General features: G+C 57.2%; 25 protein-coding genes, 8 pseudogenes and 1 riboswitch. Of the genes and pseudogenes, 25 read left to right on the forward strand and 8 right to left on the reverse strand.

The annotated features are described in order from the left end of the window. Nucleotides 1-62: 62 nt before the first annotated feature. From FHX15_RS31170 to FHX15_RS31645, 15 genes and pseudogenes are all read left to right on the forward strand, one after another. Nucleotides 63-219, forward strand: a pseudogene (locus FHX15_RS31170) (alpha/beta fold hydrolase); the annotation flags it as partial. 69 nt (nt 220-288) lie between these two features. After that, a complete protein-coding gene (locus FHX15_RS26625; RefSeq protein WP_184401346.1) occupies nt 289-606 on the forward strand; it encodes an OST-HTH/LOTUS domain-containing protein in 318 nt (105 codons plus the stop codon). Nucleotides 607-1,242: 636 nt separating this feature from the next. Continuing rightward, complete coding sequence (locus FHX15_RS26630) at nt 1,243-1,509, forward strand: DUF1488 domain-containing protein (RefSeq protein ID WP_184401347.1); 267 nt, start codon at nt 1,243-1,245, stop codon at nt 1,507-1,509. 595 nt (nt 1,510-2,104) lie between these two features. Next, nucleotides 2,105-3,055 (forward strand): class I mannose-6-phosphate isomerase, encoded by a 951-nt coding sequence (locus tag FHX15_RS26635; RefSeq protein ID WP_184401348.1) that lies wholly within the window; start codon nt 2,105-2,107, stop codon nt 3,053-3,055. Beyond that, the gene (locus tag FHX15_RS26640; protein WP_184401349.1) at nt 3,052-5,334 is read left to right on the forward strand and encodes a glycosyltransferase family 4 protein; all 2,283 of its coding nucleotides are present in this window, start codon (nt 3,052-3,054) and stop codon (nt 5,332-5,334) included. Before FHX15_RS26635 ends, FHX15_RS26640 begins: the two co-directional genes overlap by 4 nt. 33 nt (nt 5,335-5,367) lie before the next feature. Then, entirely contained in the window at nt 5,368-6,666 is a 1,299-nt protein-coding gene (locus tag FHX15_RS26645) for a glycoside hydrolase family 130 protein (RefSeq protein ID WP_184401350.1), read from the forward strand. A 629-nt stretch (nt 6,667-7,295) separates the two neighbouring features. Then, a pseudogene (locus FHX15_RS26650) lies at nt 7,296-7,812 on the forward strand (fatty acid desaturase); the annotation flags it as partial. 290 nt (nt 7,813-8,102) lie between these two features. Then, entirely contained in the window at nt 8,103-8,312 is a 210-nt protein-coding gene (locus tag FHX15_RS26655; RefSeq protein WP_183749878.1) for a cold-shock protein, read from the forward strand. Nucleotides 8,313-9,321: 1,009 nt separating this feature from the next. Continuing rightward, a complete protein-coding gene (locus FHX15_RS26660) occupies nt 9,322-9,582 on the forward strand; it encodes a hypothetical protein (protein WP_184401351.1) in 261 nt (86 codons plus the stop codon). A 97-nt stretch (nt 9,583-9,679) separates the two neighbouring features. Then, nucleotides 9,680-10,066 (forward strand): hypothetical protein, encoded by a 387-nt coding sequence (locus tag FHX15_RS26665; RefSeq protein ID WP_184401352.1) that lies wholly within the window; start codon nt 9,680-9,682, stop codon nt 10,064-10,066. Nucleotides 10,067-10,343: 277 nt separating this feature from the next. Continuing rightward, nucleotides 10,344-10,796 (forward strand): response regulator, encoded by a 453-nt coding sequence (locus FHX15_RS26670; protein ID WP_184401353.1) that lies wholly within the window; start codon nt 10,344-10,346, stop codon nt 10,794-10,796. 188 nt (nt 10,797-10,984) lie between these two features. Further along, nucleotides 10,985-11,062 (forward strand): annotated as a pseudogene (locus FHX15_RS30805) (IS21-like element helper ATPase IstB); the annotation flags it as partial. Nucleotides 11,063-11,266: 204 nt separating this feature from the next. Continuing rightward, nucleotides 11,267-11,437, forward strand: a complete 171-nt coding sequence (locus FHX15_RS31635) for a hypothetical protein (protein ID WP_312861916.1) — start codon at nt 11,267-11,269, stop codon at nt 11,435-11,437. A gap of 3 nt (nt 11,438-11,440) precedes the next feature. Next, nucleotides 11,441-11,938 (forward strand): transposase, encoded by a 498-nt coding sequence (locus FHX15_RS31640; RefSeq protein WP_312861917.1) that lies wholly within the window; start codon nt 11,441-11,443, stop codon nt 11,936-11,938. After that, nucleotides 11,839-12,285, forward strand: coding sequence for a transposase (locus FHX15_RS31645; RefSeq protein WP_312861918.1), 447 nt, complete (start codon nt 11,839-11,841; stop codon nt 12,283-12,285). The genes FHX15_RS31640 and FHX15_RS31645 overlap by 100 nt, the downstream gene beginning before the upstream one ends. A gap of 286 nt (nt 12,286-12,571) precedes the next feature. Continuing rightward, nucleotides 12,572-12,694, reverse strand: a riboswitch (TPP riboswitch). A 573-nt stretch (nt 12,695-13,267) separates the two neighbouring features. Here FHX15_RS31645 and FHX15_RS26680 read toward each other — a convergent pair. Beyond that, entirely contained in the window at nt 13,268-13,564 is a 297-nt protein-coding gene (locus FHX15_RS26680; RefSeq protein ID WP_246779098.1) for a hypothetical protein, read from the reverse strand. Nucleotides 13,565-14,094: 530 nt separating this feature from the next. Here FHX15_RS26680 and FHX15_RS26685 point away from each other — a divergent pair. Both FHX15_RS26685 and FHX15_RS31650 read left to right on the forward strand, forming a co-directional pair. Next, nucleotides 14,095-14,359: pseudogene (locus tag FHX15_RS26685) on the forward strand (DUF1488 domain-containing protein). A 64-nt stretch (nt 14,360-14,423) separates the two neighbouring features. Continuing rightward, a complete protein-coding gene (locus FHX15_RS31650; protein ID WP_312861919.1) occupies nt 14,424-14,666 on the forward strand; it encodes a BON domain-containing protein in 243 nt (80 codons plus the stop codon). On the opposite strand, the gene FHX15_RS26695 is transcribed toward FHX15_RS31650, so the two are convergent. Then, nucleotides 14,608-15,132 (reverse strand): DUF1476 domain-containing protein, encoded by a 525-nt coding sequence (locus FHX15_RS26695; protein ID WP_210290861.1) that lies wholly within the window; start codon nt 15,130-15,132, stop codon nt 14,608-14,610. The two genes, FHX15_RS31650 and FHX15_RS26695, sit on opposite strands and share 59 nt — an antisense overlap. Next, nucleotides 15,089-15,313, reverse strand: coding sequence for a hypothetical protein (locus FHX15_RS26700; protein WP_246779105.1), 225 nt, complete (start codon nt 15,311-15,313; stop codon nt 15,089-15,091). The genes FHX15_RS26695 and FHX15_RS26700 overlap by 44 nt, the downstream gene beginning before the upstream one ends. A 536-nt stretch (nt 15,314-15,849) precedes the next feature. Here FHX15_RS26700 and FHX15_RS26705 point away from each other — a divergent pair. Next, entirely contained in the window at nt 15,850-16,215 is a 366-nt protein-coding gene (locus FHX15_RS26705) for a hypothetical protein (protein ID WP_184401355.1), read from the forward strand. 45 nt (nt 16,216-16,260) lie between these two features. Here the strand turns inward: FHX15_RS26705 and FHX15_RS26710 are convergent, their stop codons facing one another. Further along, on the reverse strand, nt 16,261-16,476 hold the full coding sequence (locus FHX15_RS26710) for a hypothetical protein (RefSeq protein ID WP_184401356.1): 216 nt from the start codon (nt 16,474-16,476) through the stop codon (nt 16,261-16,263). A 926-nt stretch (nt 16,477-17,402) separates the two neighbouring features. Between FHX15_RS26710 and FHX15_RS26715 the strand changes: the two genes are divergently transcribed. Together FHX15_RS26715 and FHX15_RS26720 are read left to right on the forward strand one after the other, a co-directional pair. Further along, nucleotides 17,403-17,711 carry a hypothetical protein gene (locus tag FHX15_RS26715; RefSeq protein WP_184401357.1) on the forward strand — a complete coding sequence of 103 codons (309 nt, stop codon included), beginning with the start codon at nt 17,403-17,405 and terminating at the stop codon, nt 17,709-17,711. A 265-nt stretch (nt 17,712-17,976) separates the two neighbouring features. Then, a pseudogene (locus tag FHX15_RS26720) lies at nt 17,977-18,464 on the forward strand (transposase); the annotation flags it as partial. On the opposite strand, the gene FHX15_RS26725 reads toward FHX15_RS26720, so the two are convergent. Next, nucleotides 18,425-19,108: an SDR family NAD(P)-dependent oxidoreductase gene (locus tag FHX15_RS26725; RefSeq protein ID WP_312861921.1), complete on the reverse strand. Its 684-nt coding sequence runs from the start codon at nt 19,106-19,108 to the stop codon at nt 18,425-18,427. The pseudogene FHX15_RS26720 and the gene FHX15_RS26725 overlap by 40 nt on opposite strands. 235 nt (nt 19,109-19,343) lie before the next feature. Between FHX15_RS26725 and FHX15_RS26730 the strand changes: the two genes are divergently transcribed. From FHX15_RS26730 to FHX15_RS26740, 3 genes are all read left to right on the forward strand, one after another. After that, entirely contained in the window at nt 19,344-19,502 is a 159-nt protein-coding gene (locus tag FHX15_RS26730; protein ID WP_184401358.1) for a hypothetical protein, read from the forward strand. A 539-nt stretch (nt 19,503-20,041) separates the two neighbouring features. Next, nucleotides 20,042-20,461 carry a nucleoside diphosphate kinase regulator gene (gene rnk, locus FHX15_RS26735; RefSeq protein WP_184401359.1) on the forward strand — a complete coding sequence of 140 codons (420 nt, stop codon included), beginning with the start codon at nt 20,042-20,044 and terminating at the stop codon, nt 20,459-20,461. 131 nt (nt 20,462-20,592) lie between these two features. Beyond that, nucleotides 20,593-21,114: a nucleoside-diphosphate kinase gene (locus FHX15_RS26740; protein ID WP_184401360.1), complete on the forward strand. Its 522-nt coding sequence runs from the start codon at nt 20,593-20,595 to the stop codon at nt 21,112-21,114. Here the strand turns inward: FHX15_RS26740 and FHX15_RS26745 are convergent. Next, nucleotides 21,111-21,269, reverse strand: coding sequence for a hypothetical protein (locus FHX15_RS26745; RefSeq protein WP_184401361.1), 159 nt, complete (start codon nt 21,267-21,269; stop codon nt 21,111-21,113). The genes FHX15_RS26740 and FHX15_RS26745 overlap by 4 nt on opposite strands. Here FHX15_RS26745 and FHX15_RS31180 point away from each other — a divergent pair. After that, nucleotides 21,207-21,402, forward strand: a pseudogene (locus tag FHX15_RS31180) (alcohol dehydrogenase catalytic domain-containing protein); the annotation flags it as partial. The gene FHX15_RS26745 and the pseudogene FHX15_RS31180 sit on opposite strands and share 63 nt — an antisense overlap. A 340-nt stretch (nt 21,403-21,742) precedes the next feature. Here the strand turns inward: FHX15_RS31180 and FHX15_RS26750 are convergent. Continuing rightward, nucleotides 21,743-22,593: pseudogene (locus tag FHX15_RS26750) on the reverse strand (ABC transporter ATP-binding protein). A 2-nt stretch (nt 22,594-22,595) separates the two neighbouring features. Here FHX15_RS26750 and FHX15_RS31850 point away from each other — a divergent pair. After that, nucleotides 22,596-22,679, forward strand: a pseudogene (locus tag FHX15_RS31850) (catalase); the annotation flags it as partial. Between the two features lie 95 nt (nt 22,680-22,774). Here FHX15_RS31850 and FHX15_RS26755 read toward each other — a convergent pair. Further along, a complete protein-coding gene (locus FHX15_RS26755; RefSeq protein ID WP_184401362.1) occupies nt 22,775-23,620 on the reverse strand; it encodes a carbohydrate ABC transporter permease in 846 nt (281 codons plus the stop codon). Nucleotide 23,621 lies beyond the last annotated feature (1 nt).

The raw sequence follows: 23,621 nt of genomic DNA on the forward strand, positions 1-23,621 counted from the left end.
ACGGGTTTCGCGCTTGCGGTCACTCTTGCCAGAACTAGGAACGTTTCAACGGAGAGCTAGATATGGGCTACGTAACAACAAACGACGGTACGGAGATCTTTTTCAAGGCTGGGGTCCAAAGGAAGCTCAGCCGATCATGTTCCACCATGGGTGGCCGCTGAGCTCAGACAACTGGGATGCCCAGATGCTGTCTTCCTGTCAAAAGGCTTCCGCGTCATCGACCAAGAAACCGACTCGACAGAGACCTGAAAGCAATCGACGTTCCGACACTTGTCCTTCACCGAGAAGATGACCAAGGTTGACGGGGTAGCAGCTGGCTCGGCACCAGAGCGCGGGGTCGCCGCAGTTCGAGCCGGGAAGAAGGCCCTCATTCCTCAGAAAGCGGAGCCGGAGAAGACGGTGGCCGCGTCGGAAGATGACGATGGTCGCGCTCATCTCGGACGAGTCGGTGCTCATCTCGCCAAACAGCCACCAGATTTCGACGCCCGGAACTACGGCTTCGCCCGGCTGAGCGATCTCGCAGAAGCGTCCGGGATCCTTGATGTGGAGTGGGTTGGCGATCATCCGAAGATTGTTACGGTGAGGCTCAAACCTGGACGGAGCTAATCCGGCTCTGAATAACAGCAGCCCCAGATGCGTCGGCGGCGTGTCCCTTGACAGCATGGGGTTCGTTTCGAAAAGCCGCGATACCTTTCCAGAAGCTCCGGGCGTTACGTTTGGCTCTTGAAGGGAGCTGAACTTCCGGCCAGCTATTTGTTCACGTCGATGCCAGAAATCCTTTTCCCTCTTTGGTCTTCGAGCTTAGTTCTTAACGGTCCTCGGTTATGGCTCCGGACGTCTTTGCCCGACCTTCCCCTTGTAATCCAGTATTTCAGCACGATTTAGATGGTAGTGACGGCTCGTCTTCAGGGCGCTGTCATCAAGGGTGCAAAACCTTGCCCCAACAAAGGAGGATGTGATGTCTTCCAATCCAGCAGCATCGCATGTCGAACCCGCCGGCTTCAAGTTGGTCAGGGAAGTCTTAAGGTCCGCCGGACACCGGGGATCTCAGTCGGACGCGAGTTCCGACATGAAACGTGACGCCTCGCTCTTTCTCTCAACTGAGTTCCGCAGGGGTGTCAGGACAAAATCGGCTCTCCTGAATTCTCTCGCCAACCGGATACAGTCGTCGACGCGAGCAAGCCTTGATCCTCAACCAAAGAGTAGCGCTGTTGATCGGTTGCAAGATGAGGGTGGACGCTGATGGGGATCTCCTTCCCAAACGAAGCTCGAAGCTTTGACGACAGAAATCGCTGTGTCCGTTTCACCGGATACGACGGGATGTTCGAGATCAAATTCTATTTGGCGACCGAAGTCTTGGCCTGCGAGAAATCGCATCGAAATACCAGCGAGGCAGACTACCTGACGGCGTTCGATGCGTTGCGGCCAAGAATTCTGAAAGCTGCGGCCTCTGCTTATTCCAAAGTTCGATCCAGCGCGATTACGCTGGATCTCGCGCATTTTCGTTGAGCATACCGTGATCCGGAAAGGATACGATCGTGCATCATCCAGCCAAATCAGTTCCACCGCTCCAACCAGGAACAGCGAAAACTGTGCTTGTGAGCGAATTTGCGAAAAGATTTCGCCTCGGTCAGGTGGAGGAGAACCGATTGCGGAAGCTCCTGGGACCCATCGCGAAGGAAATAGACCTCCTCCGAAATGCCGGCAGATAGAGGGGTTGGCCCGCCACAGAGCATTCAGCAATCTCCAGACAGGAACGGTGCCGTCATGAATACATCAGTGAAACGCATCACTATCGTGCGACCGTTCCAGCTTCCCGGGATGGCGCAACCTCATCCACCAGGCGTCTTCGAGCTTCAGATTGACGAGGAGCCCATCGACGTAACATGGGAGGCTTATCATACGACAATGACCTTGCTCCTTAGCTCCAACGGGCGCACCGAGGCGTGGCCCGTGTCGAGGGAGGAATTCGAAAAAACGCTGGCGCCGCAGACACGTTCCCAGCCTTGCGGCTCCTCAGGACCGTACCGACAGCGCAGCAACGACACTGACACACTCCGATCTCAGGTCACCCCGATCTTAGCGGCGAGATCAAGGAGACCATATGACAATCGACCGCGCCAGTGTGAGAACAATTCTCAAGCCATGGGGTCGTCTTGATCTCAGGCCATGGGCATCGAATAACCATCAGGACAGCCCCGTCGGCGAAATCTCGTTTGACTATGGCGAAGCGGGGGAGCGGGATCGTCTGCTCCTCCTGAAGCTCCTCTTCACAGGGGAAACACTGTCGATACAGGTTCATCCCGATGATGCTGCCGCCAAGTCGATGGGGATGGAAAGCGGCAAGAGCGAAGCCTGGTATGTGTTGGCAGCGGACGACGGGGCGCAGGTCGCCGTGGGCCTTAAGTGGCCACTGACACAGCTCGAATTTAGGAAGGCCGCGCTCGACGGATCAATTGACGGCCTTCTCGACTGGCAGGAGGCCGCGGCCGGTGATGTGTTTTATGTTCCGGCTGGCACCGTGCATGCCATCGGTGCGGGTCTGGTCATTGCTGAGATCCAACAACGCAACGAGACGACGTTTCGCATCTGGGATCATGGACGCTCGAGAGAACTTCACATCGAACAAGCCATAGCCGTGGCACGGCTGGAACCAGCGAGCAGCAGAAAGCTGCCACGCCATATCACCGTCGAGCGCGCCGAGCTCATGTCCTGCCCGTTCTTCACCCTCGAACGGTTGGACCTCCCTGCCGACACCGTTTGGGAGTTGACCGCGAGCCGAGAGAGCTGGGCGCTGGTCGTCGCGGGAGACGGAACGATAGGAACTTTGACGGCCACGATTGGCGAAGGGTTTTTCGCAGAAGCTGATCGTGCCGACATCCGTGTCGGGCCTGACGGAATCGTTTTGCTCATCGCCACCGCAGCGAGCGCGCCTGCGATCGGGCTCCTGCGCGAGGTGGTAAAAGATAGACTGCAATCCGATTTTGCGGACGCGAACAGCGGTCCTGCGGGAGTCGACGTCACTCCATCCAGCCCGTCGGGAGCTTCGCTATGAACCAGCTCAAAAATGTAGCTTTCATCGGCAACTCCCTGCCGCGCCGCTGTGGTATCGCGACTTTCACAACTGATCTGCAGCATGCCGTTTCCAAATCTCCAGCGCATGTTGCCACGGCAATCGTGGCCATGACGGACCACGGTCATGTCTACGATTACCCGCCGGAGGTCCGCCTCTCGATAGCCGATGAAAATCGCGATGATTATATTCGTGCCGCAGATGTGCTGAACTCCGGCAATTTCGACGTAGCCTGCCTGCAGCACGAGTTCGGAATATTTGGCGGCGAGGACGGGGAGCATATCGTTGCGCTGCTGTCGAGGTTGAAGATGCCGGTCGTCACCACGCTGCACACGGTTCTTGCTGAACCGAGCTCCGGCCAGCGTCGAGTCCTGAACAAAATCATCGACCTGTCCGACAAACTGGTGGTCATGGCGGAAAAGGGCAGGACTTTGTTGTCGGAGGTCTATCATGTGCCGGCCGACAAGATAGAAGTCGTTCCCCATGGAATTCCCGACATGCCGTTTTCGGAACCGGCAGTCGCGAAAGCTGGCCTTGGCTTCGACGGGCGCTCGGTGATCCTGACGTTCGGGCTTCTTTCACCAAACAAAGGCATCGAGGTCATGATCGATGCCATGCCCTTGATCTTGGAAAGTCGGCCCGATGCGGTTTACGTTATCCTCGGAGCAACCCATCCCAATCTCGTACGCGACCAAGGCGAAGCCTATCGCGAAAGCCTGGTGACGCGGGTAAACGACCTGGGCATCGAGGACAGCGTGGTGCTTCTCGATCGCTTCGTCGACAAGGCAACGCTTCTGGAGTTCATCTCCATGTGCGATGTCTATGCCACGCCTTATCTCAATGCGGGCCAGATGACATCGGGCACTCTGGCTTACAGCTTCGGTCTCGGGAAAGCCGTCGTCTCTACACCTTACTGGCATGCGCGAGAACTATTGGCCAAGGGACGCGGCGTGCTAGTCCCATTCGGCGACGCGACAGCGATCGGACGCGAGATCGCTTCGCTTCTCACGGACGACGGAAGACGCGACGCAATGCGCCGCCGGGCATACCAAATCAGTCGACCGATGACATGGCAAAAGACCGCCGAGCGCTATATCGCATTGTTTTCACTGGTGGCGTTTCAAAACCCCGCACGGCAGCTCGCAGCACCAACGACTGATGGGAGGCGCAAGGCCCCCGCCCTTCCCGAGCCGCAGCTCGGCTACTTCATGTCGATGTGCGACGATACAGGGCTATTCCAGCATGCGGTCTATTCTGTGCCAGATCGTTTGCATGGTTACTGTGTCGATGATAATGCCCGGGCGCTTCTGTTGTCGGTTGCTCTCAACGAACCCGGCGAAAGGCTACTGCCGGAAACACTCGCCTCATGCTTCGCGTCCTTCGTGCAGCACGCTTGGAACCCCGAAAAAAAACATTTCCGAAACTTCATGGGTTTCGACCGACGTTGGCTGGAAGACAAGGGATCGGAAGACAGCCACGGCCGAACGCTCTGGGCTCTTGGAGAATGCGCCCGTAGCGACGCAACCCCATCCCGGCGCGCGTGGGCTGCGAGCCTATTTGCGCAGGCATTGCCGACCGTTGAAGGTTTCGGCTCGCCGCGCGCCTGGGCCTTTGCGCTTTTGGGCCTGGACGGCTATTGCGCAACCTCCCCTCAAGACATGTTCGCCCATCAAATCCGTTCGACACTGGCCGACAGGCTGGTGGATATCTTCCATCGTGTCGAGAGAACGGGATGGATCTGGTTCGAGGAAAGCCTATCCTACGACAATGCCCGACTGTCTGAAGCGCTGATCACGACGGGACTGAGTACCGAACGTCCCGATTATGTGGCGGTAGGCGTGAAGTCTCTACGCTGGCTGATCACCGTGCAAACAAGTCCTGCCGGACTATTTAGGCCTATCGGCACGGATGGCTTTGCAGATCGGACGGGAGAGGTGAAGCTCTTCGATCAACAGCCTCTGGAAGCGACGGCGACGATCGCTGCTTGTCATGCGGCATGGCGGGTCGGCCACGACATCACATGGAAAGAAGAGGCTGCAAAGGCTTTCGCCTGGTTCCTCGGCAGCAACGATCTCTTATTATCGGTCGTGGATCTCGAAACGGGCAGTTGCCGCGACGGTCTGCATCCCACGCGTCTCAATGAAAACAGAGGCGGCGAATCCGTGGTCTGCTATCTCCTCGGCCTTGTGGAGTTTCGTAAGCTTTCGCGTGCCAGCGGTCATCCTTCGACACTCGCTCCGCTTCGCGCGCTCACCGCGTAATGCATCGCAGCCTCAACTCAGATCGAGATCATCTTGTCACAGACAGCATTTCTCAACCGCCAAGCACTTTTCCTACGACCCGATCCCACACGCGTCGTGGTGCGGCGCTTCAAACCCGCTACGGAACCGCGAGACTTCAAACCGACGGACAAGACGCGGGCCAATCACATCGTGGATCGCGTGCTCGGCCTCGACCTTGAGGTCGCAGAGCAGCAACTGGCCGAGGTTCTCGAAAATTTCGAGGGCCGACACCGTAATCTGCTGGCGACGTTCGAAAAGCGCGCTATCGAAATGGAGGAAGCGTTCGCGCCCCACATTGCTTTCAACAAGGTGCAACGCCAACTCGTCGGCGCATACTTCATGCACGAATACTCCTTCGAGGCATCCGCTTTGTTCAACCCGAGCATAGTCGCCCACGCGGATCAGTCGGGCGTGCCGCGCGGCAGCAAGCGCTTTATCTTAAGCCTGCGTGCGGTCGGCGAAGGACATGTTTCGTCTCTCACCTTCAGATCGGGAATTGTCGATCAGAATGGCACCGTGGACATCGAACCCACGGCGCGGCTTGCGTCCATTCCCTCGTTCGACAATCCCTCACCTTCATCGCCCGACGAGCCTTTGGAACTGAAATTTTCCTCCGAACAGCCAATCAGCGAACGGGTGATATTTCCGATGACCGCCGCGCAGTCGAACGGCATCGAGGATGCTCGCTTCGTCGAGTTCGAAGAGGCTGGTCAGAAAACCTACTACGCCACATATACGGCGTATAATGGCAGAGACATTCGCTCCGAGCTCCTCGAGACCAAAGATTTTCTGTCGTTTCGGATGACGCCTCTCGCCGGGACAGCCGCCAAGAACAAGGGAATGGCTTTATTCCCGCGAAAGATCGACGACCAATATGCGATGATCGGTCGCCAGGACAATGAAAACCTTTATCTCATCCGCTCCAACGATCTCCACGTCTGGAATGGCGGCGAGATCATTCTTGGCCCGAAATTTCCGTGGGAATTCGTACAAATGGGCAATTGCGGATCGCCGATCGAACTCGACGAAGGCTGGTTGCTTCTCACGCACGGCGTCGGACCCGTGCGAAGATACGCAATCGGCGCAGCCCTTCTCGACAAACGTGATCCGTCCAAGGTTCTCGCCCGCTCGAAAGAGCCGCTCGTTCACCCGGAGCCGTCGGAACGCGAGGGATATGTACCGAACGTCGTCTACACATGTGGCGCCATGCGCCACAACGATCAGATCGTGCTACCATACGCCATCTGCGACACGTTCTCGAACTTCTCGACCATCAAGATTGCCGATCTGCTGGACACGTTGATCGGCTGACTCTCTGCTTTGGGTTATCATCAGCAACGCGGTGTCAAATGATTGAAGGTTAAAGCCGGCCGAAGCCAAGCCATAGCCGCTGTGCCCTCCTATCCGGAATACCCCTGCAGCATGAGGCCTGTTTACGGGTACCGCTTCAGTCGGGCAACAAACAGCCCGAGCCAAGATATCGCATTGGGAACTCGCCCTTCGAATCTAAGCCGCCTTCAACTGTTTGGTGCCGACACCGGGAGACCAGCAACATCAAACGGCCGTAATGCCGCGGTATGCTACCTTCAGCTGCGATGCCGCCCCCGAGGGGGCGATACCATTGGCGAGTTCGCCTAGATTAGTCGCCGTCAATCATTCCCGAAATTGCGACCTTTATGGAGCAGGCCTCATGCAGGCTTGAATTGTTGTTTTGAAATCACCACGCCGAAATTCTACTCCGTCTGCCAGCAGCCGTGCTCGAGCCACCGCAGATAAAAAAGTAATATCGAGCCCGCAGAACTTAATGAGACGATATGAGCAATATATGGTTTCAGCCCGAGAAGCCGCCCAAGCCGGTACCGGGTCGAGGCGTAGAACCTTGATCAGCACGCTGAACACTTCTATCGCGCGGCAGCCCTGGAGAAAGCCGGCACGCAACGATGATCGCGGAAACAAAGTCATCCATGGAACGAGGTTCGGACGAAAAAGCCTGGCTCAAAATCCTTGCCAAATATCGCAAGCCGCATGCGGGCCGCAGCGTGTTCGAGTTGACCGTCACAGCGATCCCTTTCGTCGCCTTCTGGACGCTGACTTGGCTCGCGGTTCATTTCGGCTTCGCGCTTCGATGACTGGACAGGACGCGTTCTCGGCGTCCTTACCCTGACGCCTTATGACTATTGGCGCAGGGCGCATGCTACGCACCACGCGTCGGCCGGCAATCTCGATGAGCGCGGCGTCGGGGATATTACCACTCTTACCGTCACGGAATACTATGGTCGGTCCCGGTGGAGACAGATTGGATATCGCCTTTATCGGCATCCGCTGGTGATGTTTGGAATAGGCCCTGCCTGGCTCTTCCTGTTTCAGCAACGGCTGCCGATGGGGATGATGCGCGAAGGCGTGCTTCCATGGATGTCGACGATAGCTACCAATATCGCGGTGATGGTGATCGCCAGCGAAAGCTCCTTTGGAAAATTCAGGGTCGCACGCTGGAGGCCGGAATTTTGTCGACCGCACGAGAGGCTGGTTGCGCGACACAGGTTCGATACGACCAACACAGCAGGAGGTTAGAACAAAAACCAGATAGGTATTGCAAAACCAAAAATTGAGCTTATATGTTGAATATCGACCAATGCTTGTGACGTCGTTCCAGAGCGTTATGCTCCCGTCGGATTTCCTCTCAAATAATCGATCTTACCCGCAAGGCATCGCGGGAACCACAACGATTGCTTCGAAAGGAAATCGTTATGAACACTGGTACTGTAAAGTGGTTTAACTCCACCAAAGGCTTCGGCTTCATTCAGCCTGACAATGGCAGCACGGATGTGTTCGTGCACGTGTCTGCCGTCGAGCGGTCCGGCATGCGTTCGCTCTCGGATGGTCAGAAGATCACTTATGACATCGTCCAGGACCGCAAGTCCGGCAAGAGCTCTGCCGACAACCTTCAAGCGGCGTGATAAGGTCATTCGACCGCTGACCACGGATGTACTGGCAGCAAAGCTGAATGACTGTGAGAGTTCATGCCCGGCCTTTTGTTTTTCCCGCCACAGAGATTGGCAATTTTAATCTCCGAAGCGTCCGCAAGGACGGGTCCGGTTTCGACCGCTGCAACATCCGGCCCGAGCGGCATCGCAGGCACAAATGACAATAGCCTGCCCAAACGGCGAGGCAGGCATGTGGCAGACGCAATAGCCGCATCATAGGCATCGCTGTCTTTCCGACGGCCTTACCAAAACGAGAGGAGGACACAATGTCTTCCAACGAGTATTCCGGCTACGTTTCACAAAATCTGGCCCGTTCGAGTCCATTCGGATATCATGAACAAGCGACCCTTCGCGCGCTTCTCGAGACCGCGGTCACCCGAGCCGCTCAGCGAGACCTGCCCCTGGCGGCGACGAGTGCCTTTCTAAATTTCGGCATCGACGGAAAAACCCGCATGCGGACGATACTTCAAGGCAGGACGCCCCTCCCAGTTTAGCAAATTTGCTTCGAGACAAACGCGGACCCAAATCACTCCAGCTCAAACAGCGCCGACATTTATCCGGGCGCCGAAGGATAAACCCATGGCCAAGGGCCAAACGCGTAGCAACCGCGAAATCCGTAAACCGAAAAAAGACAAGACCGCAACAGTGACACCCGCGCCCTCTGGCTCGCAGGTCAAGCTCACGGGCGGACACACCGCGAGTGTCAGCAAGAAATAGCTCGTCATTGTCACGCCAATACCATCGCAAAGGGCGCGATAACGCGCTCATTCTTCGAGGACAAAATGACAAAATACACCACCCGAAAATCCGCAGAAGGGCTGTTTCGTGCACCTGCCGCCGAAGCCGGTTCCAGTGCCGAAAAGCTCTTCAACCTTCGAAAAGGGATGCAGCTGCGCCAGCGCCAACTGCGCGATAGCGAACGGACCGTCCGAGATGCCGCCCGTCGCCTCCGTCATCCTGTCGCAACCGCGAGGGCTCAAATGTGACCCGGTTCGATTATACGGGCGGAGCTGGACTTTACGCCGGCAAGTCGAAAGCTGGAACAAGCGGCCCTCGCTATCGGCGGTTCGAGACAGCTGCCGAAGCCCTGCGTTTCGCCGTAGAGGACATGCCAAACAGTCAGCAGCGTGGCTCTATGTTGGAGATTGACGAGGCGCGTTTTGATCAGAACCAGATTCGCGCGCTCTATGACGCGCCAGGCTACCCACTTTCACGCCGCTCGCCTGAACGGCGACAGGTCTGACGGACTCTTGGGACGCCGGCTTAAGCTTTGATCTGCGACGCTCAGAGATCCGCGGTCACCGTCGCGACAAGGCTGATCCGATAGGCCGTGGCTTTCCGTGTCCTATGAGCTGACAGCTGAAAAAGAGGACTACGACATGACCGATTTGCAAGAATTTGCTTCGAGTTCGAATGGAGACAAGTGGTTCTTTGGAAAAGACGCTGCGACCAGCAGGCTTTTCGTCCTCCACCGGGGGAACGCAGCCTCTGGCGGCCACGACACAAGTTCGTCGGTCGATGCTTTCTTGAACCAGCAGCCGTTCGGTCCCGAGCGTGAGGCACGGGTCGTGTTCCCGGAGAAGAATAAAAATAGCGAAGATACCTGCCTTCGCGAAGATGCTGAGACGCCATCCCTGCGGCTGGCGGAAAGAATCGACGCATGGCTGGGCAGAGGTCAAAGCAGCGGACCCAGCCGAAGCCGCGAGGCTATAGAACGATCGGACTGAGGTGGCTCAATTGTCACGTTGTGGTGCTTCTTCGATCTCGAAGGGGTGAGAACCATCAGCCGCCTTCTCGATGAACATCTCCCCTGTTCACCCGCGCGTGTCGAACACTGGTGCCGGAAGAATGTGCGGCTCAGGACGCTGCCTCTTGCCCTGACTAATATCTCCGTCCTCCATGGATTAAGGATGGACTTACTACAGGAAAGCTCTATGTGTCCCTCATCGTCAGCAATGAATTCGTAGGCGCTGGCGGCTGAGGGCTAAGAGCTCCCGCCTGCCAATGCAGGACGCGCTCGTGGTCGATTGCGCCGAGACTTTTCAGAAAATCATCAGCGAAGACAGTAGCAAGCTGCTTGTTCTCATCGCTGAAGATGAATTACTCATCAAACTAAGTCTCGAAGACGTCGTGACGGAAGCAGGCTTCGAGCACCGCGCCGTATCGGATGCGGATGAGGCTATTCTTGCTTTGGAAGAGGACTCTGCTCGCTTTTGCGCCTTGATAACCGACGTGAGGATGCCAGGACAAAGAGACGGTTGGGATTTGGCTCGCCGAGCGCGAGAATTGCAGCCGCTTATGCCAGTGATCTATATGACAGGCGACAGCGCCAAGGAATGGGCAGCTCAAGGCGTTCCCAATAGCGTTCTGCTTCAGAAGCCTTTCGTCCATGCCCAGCTCGTCACGGCATTAACCACTCTGCTGAACGATGCTGCCACGAGCGGGATTGGCCAATAGCCCGTCAGCATGAACGACGAGATCGGCTCGGGCGCTCAATCTTTTTGCTTGGCCTCCTCGGCGGCGCTGTGTCAACGGCTGCGGTCTGCCTGCCGTCCCGGCCTTTGCCCAGCCGGCGGTCTCACCGCCATTCGCAATCCATCGTCTGGTGGCCACTCGACCGCGTCGTCCTGCTATCGCTGTCGCCGCTTCTCGACCGTCTGACCCATCATCGCGAGGTTACTGGAAACGAGTCCTGGCGCTTCAAGAACCGCTCTCAAACCTAAAGCCGAAGAACGACATCACCCGCACTTGGCCTACCCTCTGCAACCCCGGCCGGCTCCGGGCAGGCCAAGCGCTGATCTACAACATCAGGGGGGTCAAAACTGGATGCCGATAAGGGGTGAATTTTGGACACGATGACGTAATTGCTCGCCTTCGTTCTTCGAATGACGCTCAATATTTGAGCCCCATCCTCGAAGGAGACTCGCATGAAACACTATGTTGGCCTGGACATATCGCAACGGGAAACAGCCGTTTGTGTCGTGGACGAGACCGGAAGACCGATCTTTGAAGGTAGGGCTAAGTCGAATCCCGGAGCCCTGGCAGAGCTGATCCGGAGGAAAGCGCCGTTTGCGGAACGCATTGGCTTTGAAACGTGAGTTATGTCGAGCTGGCTGTGGCATGAGCTCAGGCGTATCGACCTACCTGTCGTCTGCATCGACGCACGGCACGCGAAAGCCGCATTATCGGTACGCATGAACAAGAGCGACGAGAATGATGCCCGAGGCTTAGCGGAGCTGGTTCGCATCGGTTGGTACAGGGAGGTGAAGGTCAAGAGTGCAGAGAGCCAGCAGGTTCGCTCCCTGCTCGTAACCCGCTCGCGCCTGATCGAAATAAGACGAGCGATAGAAAACCAGATACGAGCGATGGTGAAGGAGTATGGACTGCTCTTCGATCGCGCCATTGGGTCGATGTTCCGGCGTAAGGTGGCGGAATTGGTTGATGCCGAACACCCTCTCAAAGATGTCATCGCCCCGCTGCTTTCCATTCATGAACAAGTTTGCGGCGAACAGGAAAAGCTCGACAAGCGGATAGCCGCTCTTGTACGCGCCGACGAAACAAGCCGTCGTCTGATGACCGTGCCAGCCATCGGCGTCTGACGTTCCGTCACACCATCGACGATCCGAGTCGGTTCCGATCGGCCGCGACGGTTGGCGCATATCTCGGTCTGACACCCAGGCGAAAGCAATCTGGGGAGAGCGACACGAACGGCAAGACATCGAAGTGGGGCGATCGACTGTTAAGAACGTATCTGTTCGAGGCCGCGTCGGTCCTGCTGCACAGGACGAAGAAATGGTGCACATTGAAGGCGTGGGGGCTGCGGCTTGCGAAGCGCATCGGGATGAAAAAGGCCAAGGTCGCCGTTGCCCGAAAGCTCGCTGTCATTCTTCACTGCATCTGGGTCGACGGCACCACCTTTGAATGGAGTGCTCAGAAAACCGCTTGAACTAAACCCGAGTTTGCAGGCCCTAGACGGGGTCTGCAATATCCCCGCCGGGACGGTGGTTGCGGTGACTTCGGTCAATCGGCTGATGGCCCAACAGGCACATCGATGGACACGTTGAAGCACTCGACCCGAACAACATCATGAGGCAACGACCTCGGAAAGGACCATGACCCCGGCAAGGATGTTGCAGGCGCTTGACAAACACCCGCAATTAAAGGGCCGATAGAATTCGCTCTTTAGATGCAGCCGAAATCGAAAGTATGTGCCGCACTAGGATGAAGTCGTTCTTTCTCCATAGCCACTCTTCCTACACCAGTATTAGCTGGATCAGGTTCAACGGGTTAACGCGACGCCCAGACGGGCAGCGGCGGTATCTCAGCCTCTTTCCGAGGCGCCCCAAGTGTACTTGAAACGCTATTGCAACCTCAAAATGTTGTCAAGCAGCCTTGGACTATAGCGGTTCTCTTCCGGAAAACATCGAGCGCGGCGGAAGACCGCTATTCGATCGAGCGCGCCTTAAATGAAATCGTCCTAAAAACAGTGCCTTATTCATTGGTATTGGAGTCGCGAGCATCGGCGCAGCCGTCTTGCGCGCAACGTGCAGCGCCTAAACGCCTTGTTGAGTCAGGTGGGACAAAAAAACACGCTTGGAGGCTTGTGACACAGGGTGTTAAGCAAAAGCCGAACGGTCAGCGCCAGCTCACTATCACGTTTTATTACAATCTCTCGAATTCTCCCGCCTGCCTCAGCCCAGACAAGGTTGGCATGGGTCGGTGTATATGCTGTGCAACACCTATCTTCTTTGTTCCGGGCAGTTCCGATCGATCCATTATGCGAGCTTTGGCCCAAATCGTGAACCCCATAGCAACAAGCCGGCCGCTGGCCTCGAGATCTCTCTCCGTGCCAGCGACGTAGGAAGGCGTCGTGGGCTGAAGCGGATTTCGACTGACCGCTAGAGCCAATATCGGTTCGTCGGGAAGCTTCATGCGTGCGAGGCGTCATTCTTTTGGATGACTTTCCGCGCCTCGTAAAAGCGCTGCTGGGAGGAGATGCCCTTGTTTGTCCCGGAGCCCGAGCTCGCACTCGTCTGAGATCCTGCGCAGATGCTCCTCGTGCTGGCCTGCAACAGGTGGAAGCGTTCCAATAAATCCTCAGCGTCTTCGGTCGGTAAACCCATGAGGCGCAACCGCTCAATCAAAGCGATCTGGTCAGCGATGTGCTTCTCGCCCTCCAGTACGTGCCTTAAGGCCATCTCAGCCGGCGTCTCATCGCTGCCCATTCGGTCACTACGACGGCCGACCCCAATGCTGCATGAGCAACACAGAGCAAACAGCCGCGACAGGCATCAAACCCGTGCTAACTATTTCATCACCGCGACAATTATGGCGGCGGCGCATCCGGCTTTTTTCGCCCCGAGGTACCATAGGTGACATTGCGGCGGCGCCCGGCCGCGAGCGAGCACGGCCAACAAACCGCAGGGACAAATGGCACTAGGTATCGGGATAGGCTGGGACTAGGGTGCTGCTGCAATTGGAGCAGATGAGATGAGCGAAAACTTCAGCGCCAAGAAACCTTCGCTATATGCAGTGAGATTGAAACCACCATTACATTCGTTCGGGATGAATTCATCACTGAGGAAAAGACCTTCCCACTCGAGATAGTTCTACACATCCGCACTCACGGTCGCGGGCGCCCGGGCAGGCCAGCCCTGCCGCGCCTGGGGCGAGACCGGGCTACTCCGTCCCCAACAGCATGTTCTTGCTACAGTCCGAATGGATTGGGCATTACTGATCCTCCGGGAGAGAATGCGTGACACTGACCTTTCCCAATAAAAGCCGCAGTTTTGATGAGAGCCGGAATGCGGTCCGCTTCTCCGGTTATGACGGCATGTTCGAAGTGCGGTTTTTGGTCGAAGCTAACGCCTTGCGGACCGCAAGCCAGCCCGGCCACTCCGAGGACGAGTGCCTGAGAGCCTTCGACATGGCGCGCGAGATCATTCTGGAAGCGGCGACCCGTGCCTACGGCCGCAGCGGCAAAGTCATATACCCTGACGGCGCAGGATATCCGCCGGTAGACTTTTACACCCGGAAAGGCCGTGCAGGAGCCGAACCCAATGTCAGCCGACAGAAAACATCTCAGTGTCGCGGGCCCGCGTGGCGAGCCGCTGTCCCGACCAGGGCGATCTTGAATCGGCCGTCTACAGCGCGCTCGCCCATGCCGGCGATCTCGACCCCAGCTATATCTTCGTCACCGCGCGCGGCCGCGACATCACGCTGGCCGGATGGGTGCATTTGAAAGCGGAGGTGTCACGGGCCGAGGAGATTACACTGAGAACCAACGGCGCGCGCAAGGTGCACAATGAACTGTCGCCGGATTTGTAAGGCAAGTCCTTCCGGCACTATTTCCATGGCGCGGCTGCGTCGTATTCCGGCCGGCCGCTAACCAAACCCGGGACCTAGCCAAACCCGGGACAGCTTTCGCTAGCGGCAGATGGATCTCCCTCAATAAAGAGGGTTGCCGGGCGATATCCTGCGTGGCGGCAGCGCTCAAAGCCTCCATGCGCTCCCGCAAGGCTCTTTCATCGAGATCATTTCCGGTCGAGCGCAAATCTGCAAGGATTTTGGCAATCACGGCTTCATCGTCAGCCCCTGGCATCCTGAGATCGACGATCTCTCCGACATAGGCTTTGACATCGGCAGCGCCTGTTATGCCGCAGACCCAGACCGCCAGTAGACGGTCGCGGCGCGATCGCACCTTGAAGGCCATTTCCGAGTTCAGGAAATAGATCTGCTCCAGCGCTTTCTCACGGTTTTCGATGGCGTTCACGGGACGGCTCCTGCGTCGCATTCGTCGCCGCCAAGAGATCAGCGAGCGCCGTCGGCTCGATCCGGACGATCCTGCGCAAGCGGTTGCCCTGCGCAATCGACGGCAGATGAATGTAGGTTGCGGTGCGGCGGTAGGCAAGCCACGACAGGCCTTCGATCCGCTCCTCATCCTGCGCGATCTTGTAATCGCCGGCCGGATGCACCTCACCAACAAGATCGGGAAGCGCGAAAGGGGCGGAGAAGTGAACGATAGTGTCCGTCGTGCTGTGGATGATAGGTCGGACATGGTGAAAGGCTCCAGTTGAAGGCGGTTAGCCAAGACCCGCTGAATACTTCCTTCAGGGCATTGGCATGGCGATCGGAATTCGGAGCGATGATGGTCCTCAAGTCTCTGACACGGACGAGAGCCACAGGGCCAAACGACGATACGAGACTCCTACACCCCAATTGCGTCGCAACTGGGACAAAATCTTAAAATGAAGGTTTTATTCAGACTCCATTGATCAAATTTAAAATATTATTAGTAGGGAAGATAAATTAAACTAGCCATGCAATAAAAGCGTATCCGCCTTTTTATTGCGCTATTTTCGTGAAATACAAGATACCGCAAGACCAAAGACCAGATTTTGCAGAAATATACACAACCTTCGCCAGCCTGTTCGACAAGCAGGAGGCCGGCCGCGAAAGCGCGTCCCGCGCGAACGGCAGGCTCATGACTTCATGAAAAAAGAGGCATTCAATGTCGAGACATAACAACGCCAAGCTCCTTACCGCCAGTGACCGTCACGACTTCGGCGCTAACGCAAAGCGTCCGAACGGCAATCCCTCCGCGAAGGAATTGATCGCCCATGCCGTCGCCGCACGCACGGACCTCGCCGTGCCGGCCGAGGAAGCGCGCGCAGTTGAGGAACTGCGTGAAGCAGAGAACCCGCGGCATCGGTTCACAAAGCGCCGAAGCACTGAGGCCGATGATAAGAGTCTGGCTGTCCGGGATCTTCCTACAATGGGAGAACTCGAGCAGGCGCGGACCGATCACCGCAGGAAGATCGCCACCCGGGAAGCCGAGAGCCGTGCCAAGGAGCCTGGCGAAAAAGCCGGAGTGTGAACAAGCACTAGACCCGCCGACCGCCCCCCGTGGGCGGCGGCTGGCTCAGCGCTCCAATCGGATCGACGCCTGAATCAGATCCTGATGGAAGCAATGGTTGCGCAAATCCTCTGTCAGCTTGACCAGCCTTTCGCTGGCCAGCCCCGCGGGTTCGCCTCGCGTCCGCATTCCGTCGATCAGGCTCTGCTGAGCGAATATCATCTGCCGATCTTTGATCACTCGCCGGCGCGCAACTTCTAAGTCCTGCAGGGAATAGGTCATGAGAGACTATACCACGCAGGCGGCGATAATGAGATTCATTTCGCGGCTCCCCCGATCGTCGCGACCGTAGTTTACCGTCGCTGAACGAGCCGAGACAGAGCCCGCGCCTCTCGCCCGTGACCGAGTGGCCCGGGGCGGAAAATTACAGGGCGCCTGGCACAGTTCGCCTTGGATAAAGCGCAATGGAGGCGCATATTCGCATATCGGCAGCCAATGAAACGGGCGCTGCCGATCAAGGGGTGGCTCCCTTCGCCCCAATCAAAGGAGGACAAGATGTCTTCCACCTTCAAGCGCTCTTCCCATATCGTGGCTTACGGTGACTTCTTATTCAGGGCTTCCATCCTGGCGAGCTTCGCCGTCATCATTAGTTTAATTTTGAGAGGATGGTTATGGTAGTAATCATCACAACTGGAACTGCTGCGACACGCGACGAGAATTGGCGGCTGCGGTCCATCCTCAAGCGAGCGGACTACGCGACGACAGATCTCGCGGCTTCAGAAAATGGCGACCATCACGAAGAGGCGATGGTGATAAGACGCACCAGGGCGGCGACGGTCCTGACGCCCGCCTACCCCTCTTCGAGACGGCGGAAACTGCATGCCGACCCGGAGGCTTTGGCATCATGGGAAAACGAGGGAGGCGCCACACGAGCTGTGCACCCGCCTGCAGACAAGAAAAATTGATGACGCCCGAGGCGATTCAGCGAGGAATGTCTTTTGGCGCTGGTGACTATCGAACCGGGAAAAGATGATTGCGAGATAACTACATTCGAACGCACAGGCCTGACCACTTTCTGCTGACCCCCGGAATATACAGTTTGCCAGCCGTGTTGATTAGGCGCATGGTAGGTCTTCAGTAGCTGTTTCTCAGGGCGCTACTGCGTGGAGGTCGGTTGTTGCCTTCGCCCCAACTTGAAGGAGGACAGCATGTCTTCCAATCTCAACATATCTGTGCGGACGTCTGACCTGGCTGTATTGCAAGGCGTCCTCGACGACGCCGGATACGATCCCACAAGTAGCCTTGCAGATCCGAAATATTACAACATCGCCGTCAAATTGCTGTTCAATCTTTATAATAATGGAATGACCTCGCCCGCCGCCCTTTCAATCGAACTCAGCCGGCACTTTGGAAAAACGCCACTGTCCTCGAAATCATCCGCGGATTTCGAAAAAAATCGCCAGTCGATACAGGGGATCCGTTCAGCTGTTGTGGTTAGGTCGCCTACCGGCGCCTGAACAGACACTTGGTCAGTTAGTGAAGCTAATTCGACGAAGCCATCGCACCCCGATGGCGGGTTGCATGTCGGAGCAGCGGAAAAGCTAGACGAGCTTCTCATCGCCCTCGACGCAAGGCGCAGGAAGTGATCGACGCTCCGTGCCATGAAATTACCTGCAACTCAGCGGACGAACCATAAATGGGTGACGTGCTCCCGTTGAATTAGGCCATTTGGAACTGGAATTTTCCACTTATGATCCCTGATGGGAAGAAGAGGAGAATTCGATGAAGGCCTCGAAGTTTTCGGAAGCGCAGATCGCGTTCGTGTTGAAGCAGGCAGAGGATGGCACGCCGATCGGTGAGGTGTGCCGCAAAGCCGGCATCTCGGACGCGACCTTTTACAATTGGCGCAAAAAATACGCCGGCCTGATGCCCTCGGAGATGAAGCGTCTGCGGCAGCTCGAGGAGGAAAATGCCAAGCTGAAGCGGATCGTCGCCGACCTGTCGCTGGACAAAGCCATGCTTCAGGACGTGCTGTCAAAAAAGCTCTGAAGCCTGCCCGCAAGCGCACGCTTGTCGACATGATCAAGGCAGACTGGAAGGTTTCTATCCGGCGCGCATGTTCGGTGCTGAAGATTGACCGGTCGCTTTATGTCTACAAGTCCAGGCGCGGCGAGCAGGCCGAACTGAAGCTGAAGATCAAAGACATCTGCCAGACACGGGTGCGTTATGGTTATCGACGCGTGCACGTCCTGCTCAGGCGAGACGGCTGGCTCCCCGGATGAACAGAAAAGGCGCGAACTCCGTTCGCCTGCCCGCGCCTGTCAAGCGCCACCGAGAAAAGCGCGTTCGCTGTCTTGGATTGAGCGTAGGCGATCCACTTGTCATAGGGGCGGCGAACGAAGTCAATATCCTCGAGATCGACATCAGACATCTGGTGGGCTCGGGACGACATGACGACCACTCGCGATATTCCGGCGGCCACCAATGCTGGCCACAGAAGCGCCGTGAGCCGATAGTGACCCAAAAAGTTGATTGAGAAATGGCCCTCACGTCCACGCAGATCTCGGAAAAGCGGCTGCGCCATTATTCCCGCGTTGAGAACGAGGGTGTCGAGCCGATCCTCACGGTCGAGGAAAGCTTTCGCGAAGGCTCCGACCGATGCCTCAACCCCAAGATGAAGTGGCCAGATCTCGACCCTGTCGATCCCTCTCAAGGCTGCGCGGGCGGCGACTGGGTCGAGAGCGGGAACATGTACGCGTGCTCCCGACATTGCCAGTGCGCGGGTTGTCTCGAGGCCGAGACCGGAAGAACCTCCGGTCACTATCACAACCTGTCCGCTCAGGTCCAAGCCGCGTGCGACCTCCATAGCCGATGTAGCGAGCCCGAACGCGGTCAGAAGCGGTTCTTGAAGCATTCGCAATTTACTCCAGGAGTTCAATCGCCGCTGGTGAGCTGCACTCGTGAGTACATATTTCGGGGCCGCTGTCGCCAGGTTCGTTTCGGTGGAGTCGAGCTACAGTCGGCTCCCGACTTCCGCATCGTGAGCAGTTGGCGGCCCGTTCCAATGATCCCTGCCATCCCTGGAACACTTTAACGGGATGGAAGTTCTCTCCTCGAGATCAAGGCGATCTCTTACGGAGGAATGCAACATGCCATCTACAAGTGGATCACAGACGAAGGGCGGCTCGAAGTCGGGCAGTAGCAGTAAGAGCGCGTCGGAAAAGAGTTCTAGCTCCTCCGGCAAGCAGGGCGGCAGCCACGAGCAGCATGTCAAGGCTGGCGAGCAGAGCCACAAGAATACCAAGTAGACGCTTGGGCGACACTAAAGCCCCCGTTACCGATAGGCAAATGAACAGGCGCGGAACCAATCCGCGCCCTCAGAGCAAGTAACGATCAGTTTGGCAGCTCAGTGATGGATCTGCGTTCGATCTCACCTTTCGGCCACTTCGTGCCTCACACGCGTGCGGGCAGGTTAGCAAACGCGCGTTCGCCGCTCAGCTGTTTGTTGCTGTCACCCTAAGCATCTAGTTCTCCTGTACGATGGGCGCCGTAATTTGCGGATGTTGCGTAACTTGAAGGTCGCCAGAGCAGCGCAATGGTGCAACTCTTGACCCTGCGCCGCCGGGAGAGGACACCATCCTTGACTCGTTGGGGGTTCATCATGATCTTGCATCATGATATCGTCGTAAGGCGGGTGTTCCTCATCGCAGGAACTTGACCCCTGCCCGGCCGCACAGCTACCGCCGAGGGGCGTTGGCGGCCGAGGCCGGGAGCCTCCGGACATCTTCTCAACGATTTAATTGTTCGCCGTCGCAGAACCCGGTTCGCGGCATCGAGGAGTTATCGAATGGCAAGCAGCAGGACCTCGCGAAGACCGGCGATTATCATAGGCAAGGGACAATGCGGAAGGCTGACCAAGCTCGCCGAGGCCCATGCATCCAAGAACCCTGATGTGTCCGACGACCTCCTTCAAGAACTGGAACGGGCGCGCCTTGTCGATGACGCCCTCGTCCCTTCCGATGTCGTCCAGATGGGCTCCACTATCCGCTTTACGAGTGACTTGGGCGAAGACAAGCAGGTGACCCTCGTGTTTCCCGGAGAGGCAGACATTGCCGAAGGCAAGGTTTCAATCCTTACGCCGATCGGTGTCGCATTGATTGGCCTGAAAACCGGTCACTCGATCGACTGGACGGCTCGCGATGGGCGGTTGCATCGCCTGACTGTGGGGACGGTGCGAGAGCCCGCAGAAACGGAGCACCTGTTATGAGCGCCTACAATCGCCCTCGTCTTCCTGGAGGGTGTATTACCGCAGAACGCTGACCCCTGTGCCGCGCGCGGCCAGGGGAACTCCATCCATGTCGGTTATGAACGCCCCTCTGCGGGCGATGGAGAAATGCGATGAACGATCAATGCCTGCTGACCACGAAGGACTACACCCTGCTCGAGACGATACACGACGACCCACTCGTGCGCGACACCGCTCTCCTAAGCCTCGTCAGGCGGAAGAAGGCTTCTGCCATTGTGCTGTTTAGGGAGGATCTGCCGGAGGATGTTGCTAGTGTGAACAGTCGCGTAACTTTCAGCGTCGACGGCCGACGCGATACACGTGTTCTTACCACCGACCGAATGACGACGCCGGTCGGAATGCTTCTTCCGGTAGACACACTACGCGGACTTGCGCTCCTTGGCCTGAGGGAGGGTCAGACCATCGTCATCGAAAACGTCGACGGCCATCTCGAAGCGATCTCGCTGGACGCGGTGAACTACCAGCCGGAGCGCGTGATGCGCAGATCGCGCGGCTTTCCGGTGAGGATGGGCTCGGGCGACAAGCCGATCCTGAGGTTGGTGCAAGGTGTCGGACCCGCGTGCAGCGGAAGGCCGCCGGAGGAGCCGGAAGACCCTGGACCGTCGGCCGCCTAGCGTACTGTCGCTTTCACGCGGCGGGAACGAATTGGTGTGGTAGTCGTCCAGAAAGGCGTTGGGCAGCGGTCGAAGCCGCCGGCACCGCCGGCATACCATTGGCCGAGCGGCCGCAGCTGCAGGCGGCGATAAACGACGTTATCGTTGAGGTTCACGATCGGCCTTCGTGCCGACCGAACTGACTTGGCCTCCACTTGGACCGATTGCGTCGGTCAAAGACGAACCCCATCAATCCCGGGCCATGAGTTCGCCGGCGTGGTTACCGCCCTTGGCGGGTACGTGACGGGGGCCTTCGAACGAAGGTCGGCAACATCTCAACGCTTGATACTGCCGTCGCCGCATTCAACTCAACAGAGCGACGGACAGGTAAGACGATCATCCGCACTCGGGCATAAGAGATTTCGGGCAGCCAGATTGAACCGATGGTCGTGGGATCGGTCCAGCCCGTCTGATAACGGCCGGAGTTGCTCCAGCCGTTATTCAGGATATGCCGCTTAATCGCTTTGATGAGGGTCGAACCAGGTCACGTCAATTAAAGGACATCTGCTCGTAAAAACGCTGCTGAACCGCGCCCCGCTGGGTTTTGCAGTTCAGCGGGAGGACGTAAGGATCAGCTGACTCGATTGCCTTAGGCGGAGAAGAGGCGAATTTTCTCCGCTTTGGGTGAAAGGTGGGTCTGCTGATCAGGCGAGAGATCTGCTCGTCAGTGTAGCACGATTACTGCCGTCTGCGTGCCGACCCGGACCAATAGATGGGTGTCCGCGCATCGAGGGCGAACCGATGAAGGCCGCGACGAACGTATTGTTCGGACGATCATAGAGGTCGAGTGGCTTGCCGATCTGCTCGACTCGGCCAGCGCGCATGACGACGATTTTGTCGGCCATGGTCATCGCCTCGATCTGGTCGTGTGTGACATAGACAATGGTGGTGCCGAGCCGCCAGTGCAGGTCCTCGATCTCGCTGCGCATGGTGACACGCAGCTTGGCATCGAGATTGGAAAGTGGCTCGTCGAAGAGAAACACTTTCGGATGACGCACGATGGCGCGGCCCATGGCGACGCGCTGGCGCTGACCGCCGGAAAGCTGTTTCGGCAGGCAATCGAGCAAGGGTTCGAGGGCGAGAATGCCGGCCATCTCATTGACGAGCCTGTTGATCGTCGCCTTGTCTCGGCCCTCGAGTTCGAGCGCAAAATCCATGTTTTCCCGGACGGTCATGTGCGAATAAAGCGCATAGCTCTGGAACACCATGGCGATGTCCCGCTGCTTGGGCGCGATGTCGTGACAGTACGCCCGTCAATTCGAGTTTCGCCGCCGCTGATATGTTCCAGTCCCGCCAGCATGCGCAAAAGCGTGGACTTGCCGCAGCCGAGGGGCCGACAAGCGTGACGAATTCGCCATCTTCGATATCCACGGATACGCCGTGAATCACCGATGCCGCGCCATACTGCTTCAAGACCCGATCGATCGTTACCGATGCCATAGAAGAACCTTTTGTCAGCCGGTCTGTCGGCGATGCCGGTCGACTCCGACGGCGTCCCGTTCGATATGCCCCACATTTATGCGGCATGATGATAGAACATCGATCGTCGACCACCGCAACTTGAAGACAAATCGGCAATGAACAACGAGTGAATTGCGCTACCGGTGGCTCCGACCGCTGCTCAGCTCTTCACCGATCCGGCCGCCATGCCCGCCAGGAAGTAGCGTTGAGCTATTAAATACAGAACCAAGAGCGGGAGCGATCCCAGCACGCTCATCGCCATCATCTCGTTCCATTCGAACGCATGCTGACCCATAAGAAGCTCGATACCGATCGGAACCGTCCGCATGTCCATCGACTTCGTCAAAGTCAGGGCGAAGAGGAATTCGTTCCATGCCAGCAGAAAGGTATAGACCGCCGTCGCGACAATGCCAGGTACAGACAGCGGGATGATCACACGCCATAGCGCCGTCCAGCTCGACCCGCCGTCGACAAGCACCGCCTCGTCGAGTTCCTTTGGCAAGGTATTGAGATAGCCGGTCATGAGAAGGATCGCGTAAGGCAGGGTAAAGACCATGTAGGTCAAAATCAACGCAAAATAGGTGTTGAAAATACCGAGGGCGACGACCATGCCAAAATAGGGGATCAAAAGCGTGATCGGCGGCACGGTCTGCGTGCTGATGATGAAGACGTTCAGCGTTTTCTTGAGCCGGAATGTATACCGGCTGAAAGCATAGGCCGTCAGGATGGCGATCAGCACCGTGAGACCCGTTACCACTCCCGCAACGAGATAGCTGTTGATGAAGAAACGAACCTTAGTCGGGTCGTTGAAGATCGCAAGATAGGCGACGCTGGTGAAATGGTCCGGCAGCAGCCGCGGCGGCAGGGCAAAGATTTCGGTATTCGATTTCAAGGACGTGAAGAACATCCACAGGATCGGAAAGCCCGCGAAGACCAGCCCGACCGCCAGCCCGAGATATATCAGGAGGGTTGGCACTATGGTGCGACTGAGAGAGCGTTTTGCCATT

The organism is Rhizobium sp. BK650, from assembly GCF_014195325.1.
In the GTDB taxonomy this organism is placed as follows: domain Bacteria; phylum Pseudomonadota; class Alphaproteobacteria; order Rhizobiales; family Rhizobiaceae; genus Rhizobium.

Excerpts from the sequence above, each read along its gene's own strand:
- FHX15_RS26625 (WP_184401346.1), top strand. The coding sequence starts at position 289 with ATGACCAAGGTTGACGGGGTAGCAGCTGGCTCGGCACCAGAGCGCGGG.
- FHX15_RS26630 (WP_184401347.1), top strand. The coding sequence starts at position 1,243 with ATGGGGATCTCCTTCCCAAACGAAGCTCGAAGCTTTGACGACAGAAAT.
- FHX15_RS26635 (WP_184401348.1), top strand. The coding sequence starts at position 2,105 with ATGACAATCGACCGCGCCAGTGTGAGAACAATTCTCAAGCCATGGGGT.
- FHX15_RS26640 (WP_184401349.1), top strand. The coding sequence starts at position 3,052 with ATGAACCAGCTCAAAAATGTAGCTTTCATCGGCAACTCCCTGCCGCGC.
- FHX15_RS26655 (WP_183749878.1), top strand. The coding sequence starts at position 8,103 with ATGAACACTGGTACTGTAAAGTGGTTTAACTCCACCAAAGGCTTCGGC.
- FHX15_RS26670 (WP_184401353.1), top strand. The coding sequence starts at position 10,344 with ATGCAGGACGCGCTCGTGGTCGATTGCGCCGAGACTTTTCAGAAAATC.
- FHX15_RS31635 (WP_312861916.1), top strand. The coding sequence starts at position 11,267 with ATGAAACACTATGTTGGCCTGGACATATCGCAACGGGAAACAGCCGTT.
- FHX15_RS31640 (WP_312861917.1), top strand. The coding sequence starts at position 11,441 with ATGTCGAGCTGGCTGTGGCATGAGCTCAGGCGTATCGACCTACCTGTC.
- FHX15_RS26680 (WP_246779098.1), bottom strand. The coding sequence starts at position 13,564 with ATGGGCAGCGATGAGACGCCGGCTGAGATGGCCTTAAGGCACGTACTG.
- FHX15_RS26695 (WP_210290861.1), bottom strand. The coding sequence starts at position 15,132 with ATGCGACGCAGGAGCCGTCCCGTGAACGCCATCGAAAACCGTGAGAAA.
- FHX15_RS26705 (WP_184401355.1), top strand. The coding sequence starts at position 15,850 with ATGTCGAGACATAACAACGCCAAGCTCCTTACCGCCAGTGACCGTCAC.
- FHX15_RS26710 (WP_184401356.1), bottom strand. The coding sequence starts at position 16,476 with ATGACCTATTCCCTGCAGGACTTAGAAGTTGCGCGCCGGCGAGTGATC.
- FHX15_RS26715 (WP_184401357.1), top strand. The coding sequence starts at position 17,403 with ATGTCTTCCAATCTCAACATATCTGTGCGGACGTCTGACCTGGCTGTA.
- FHX15_RS26725 (WP_312861921.1), bottom strand. The coding sequence starts at position 19,108 with ATGCTTCAAGAACCGCTTCTGACCGCGTTCGGGCTCGCTACATCGGCT.
- FHX15_RS26730 (WP_184401358.1), top strand. The coding sequence starts at position 19,344 with ATGCCATCTACAAGTGGATCACAGACGAAGGGCGGCTCGAAGTCGGGC.
- rnk (WP_184401359.1), top strand. The coding sequence starts at position 20,042 with ATGGCAAGCAGCAGGACCTCGCGAAGACCGGCGATTATCATAGGCAAG.
- FHX15_RS26740 (WP_184401360.1), top strand. The coding sequence starts at position 20,593 with ATGAACGATCAATGCCTGCTGACCACGAAGGACTACACCCTGCTCGAG.
- FHX15_RS26755 (WP_184401362.1), bottom strand. The coding sequence starts at position 23,620 with ATGGCAAAACGCTCTCTCAGTCGCACCATAGTGCCAACCCTCCTGATA.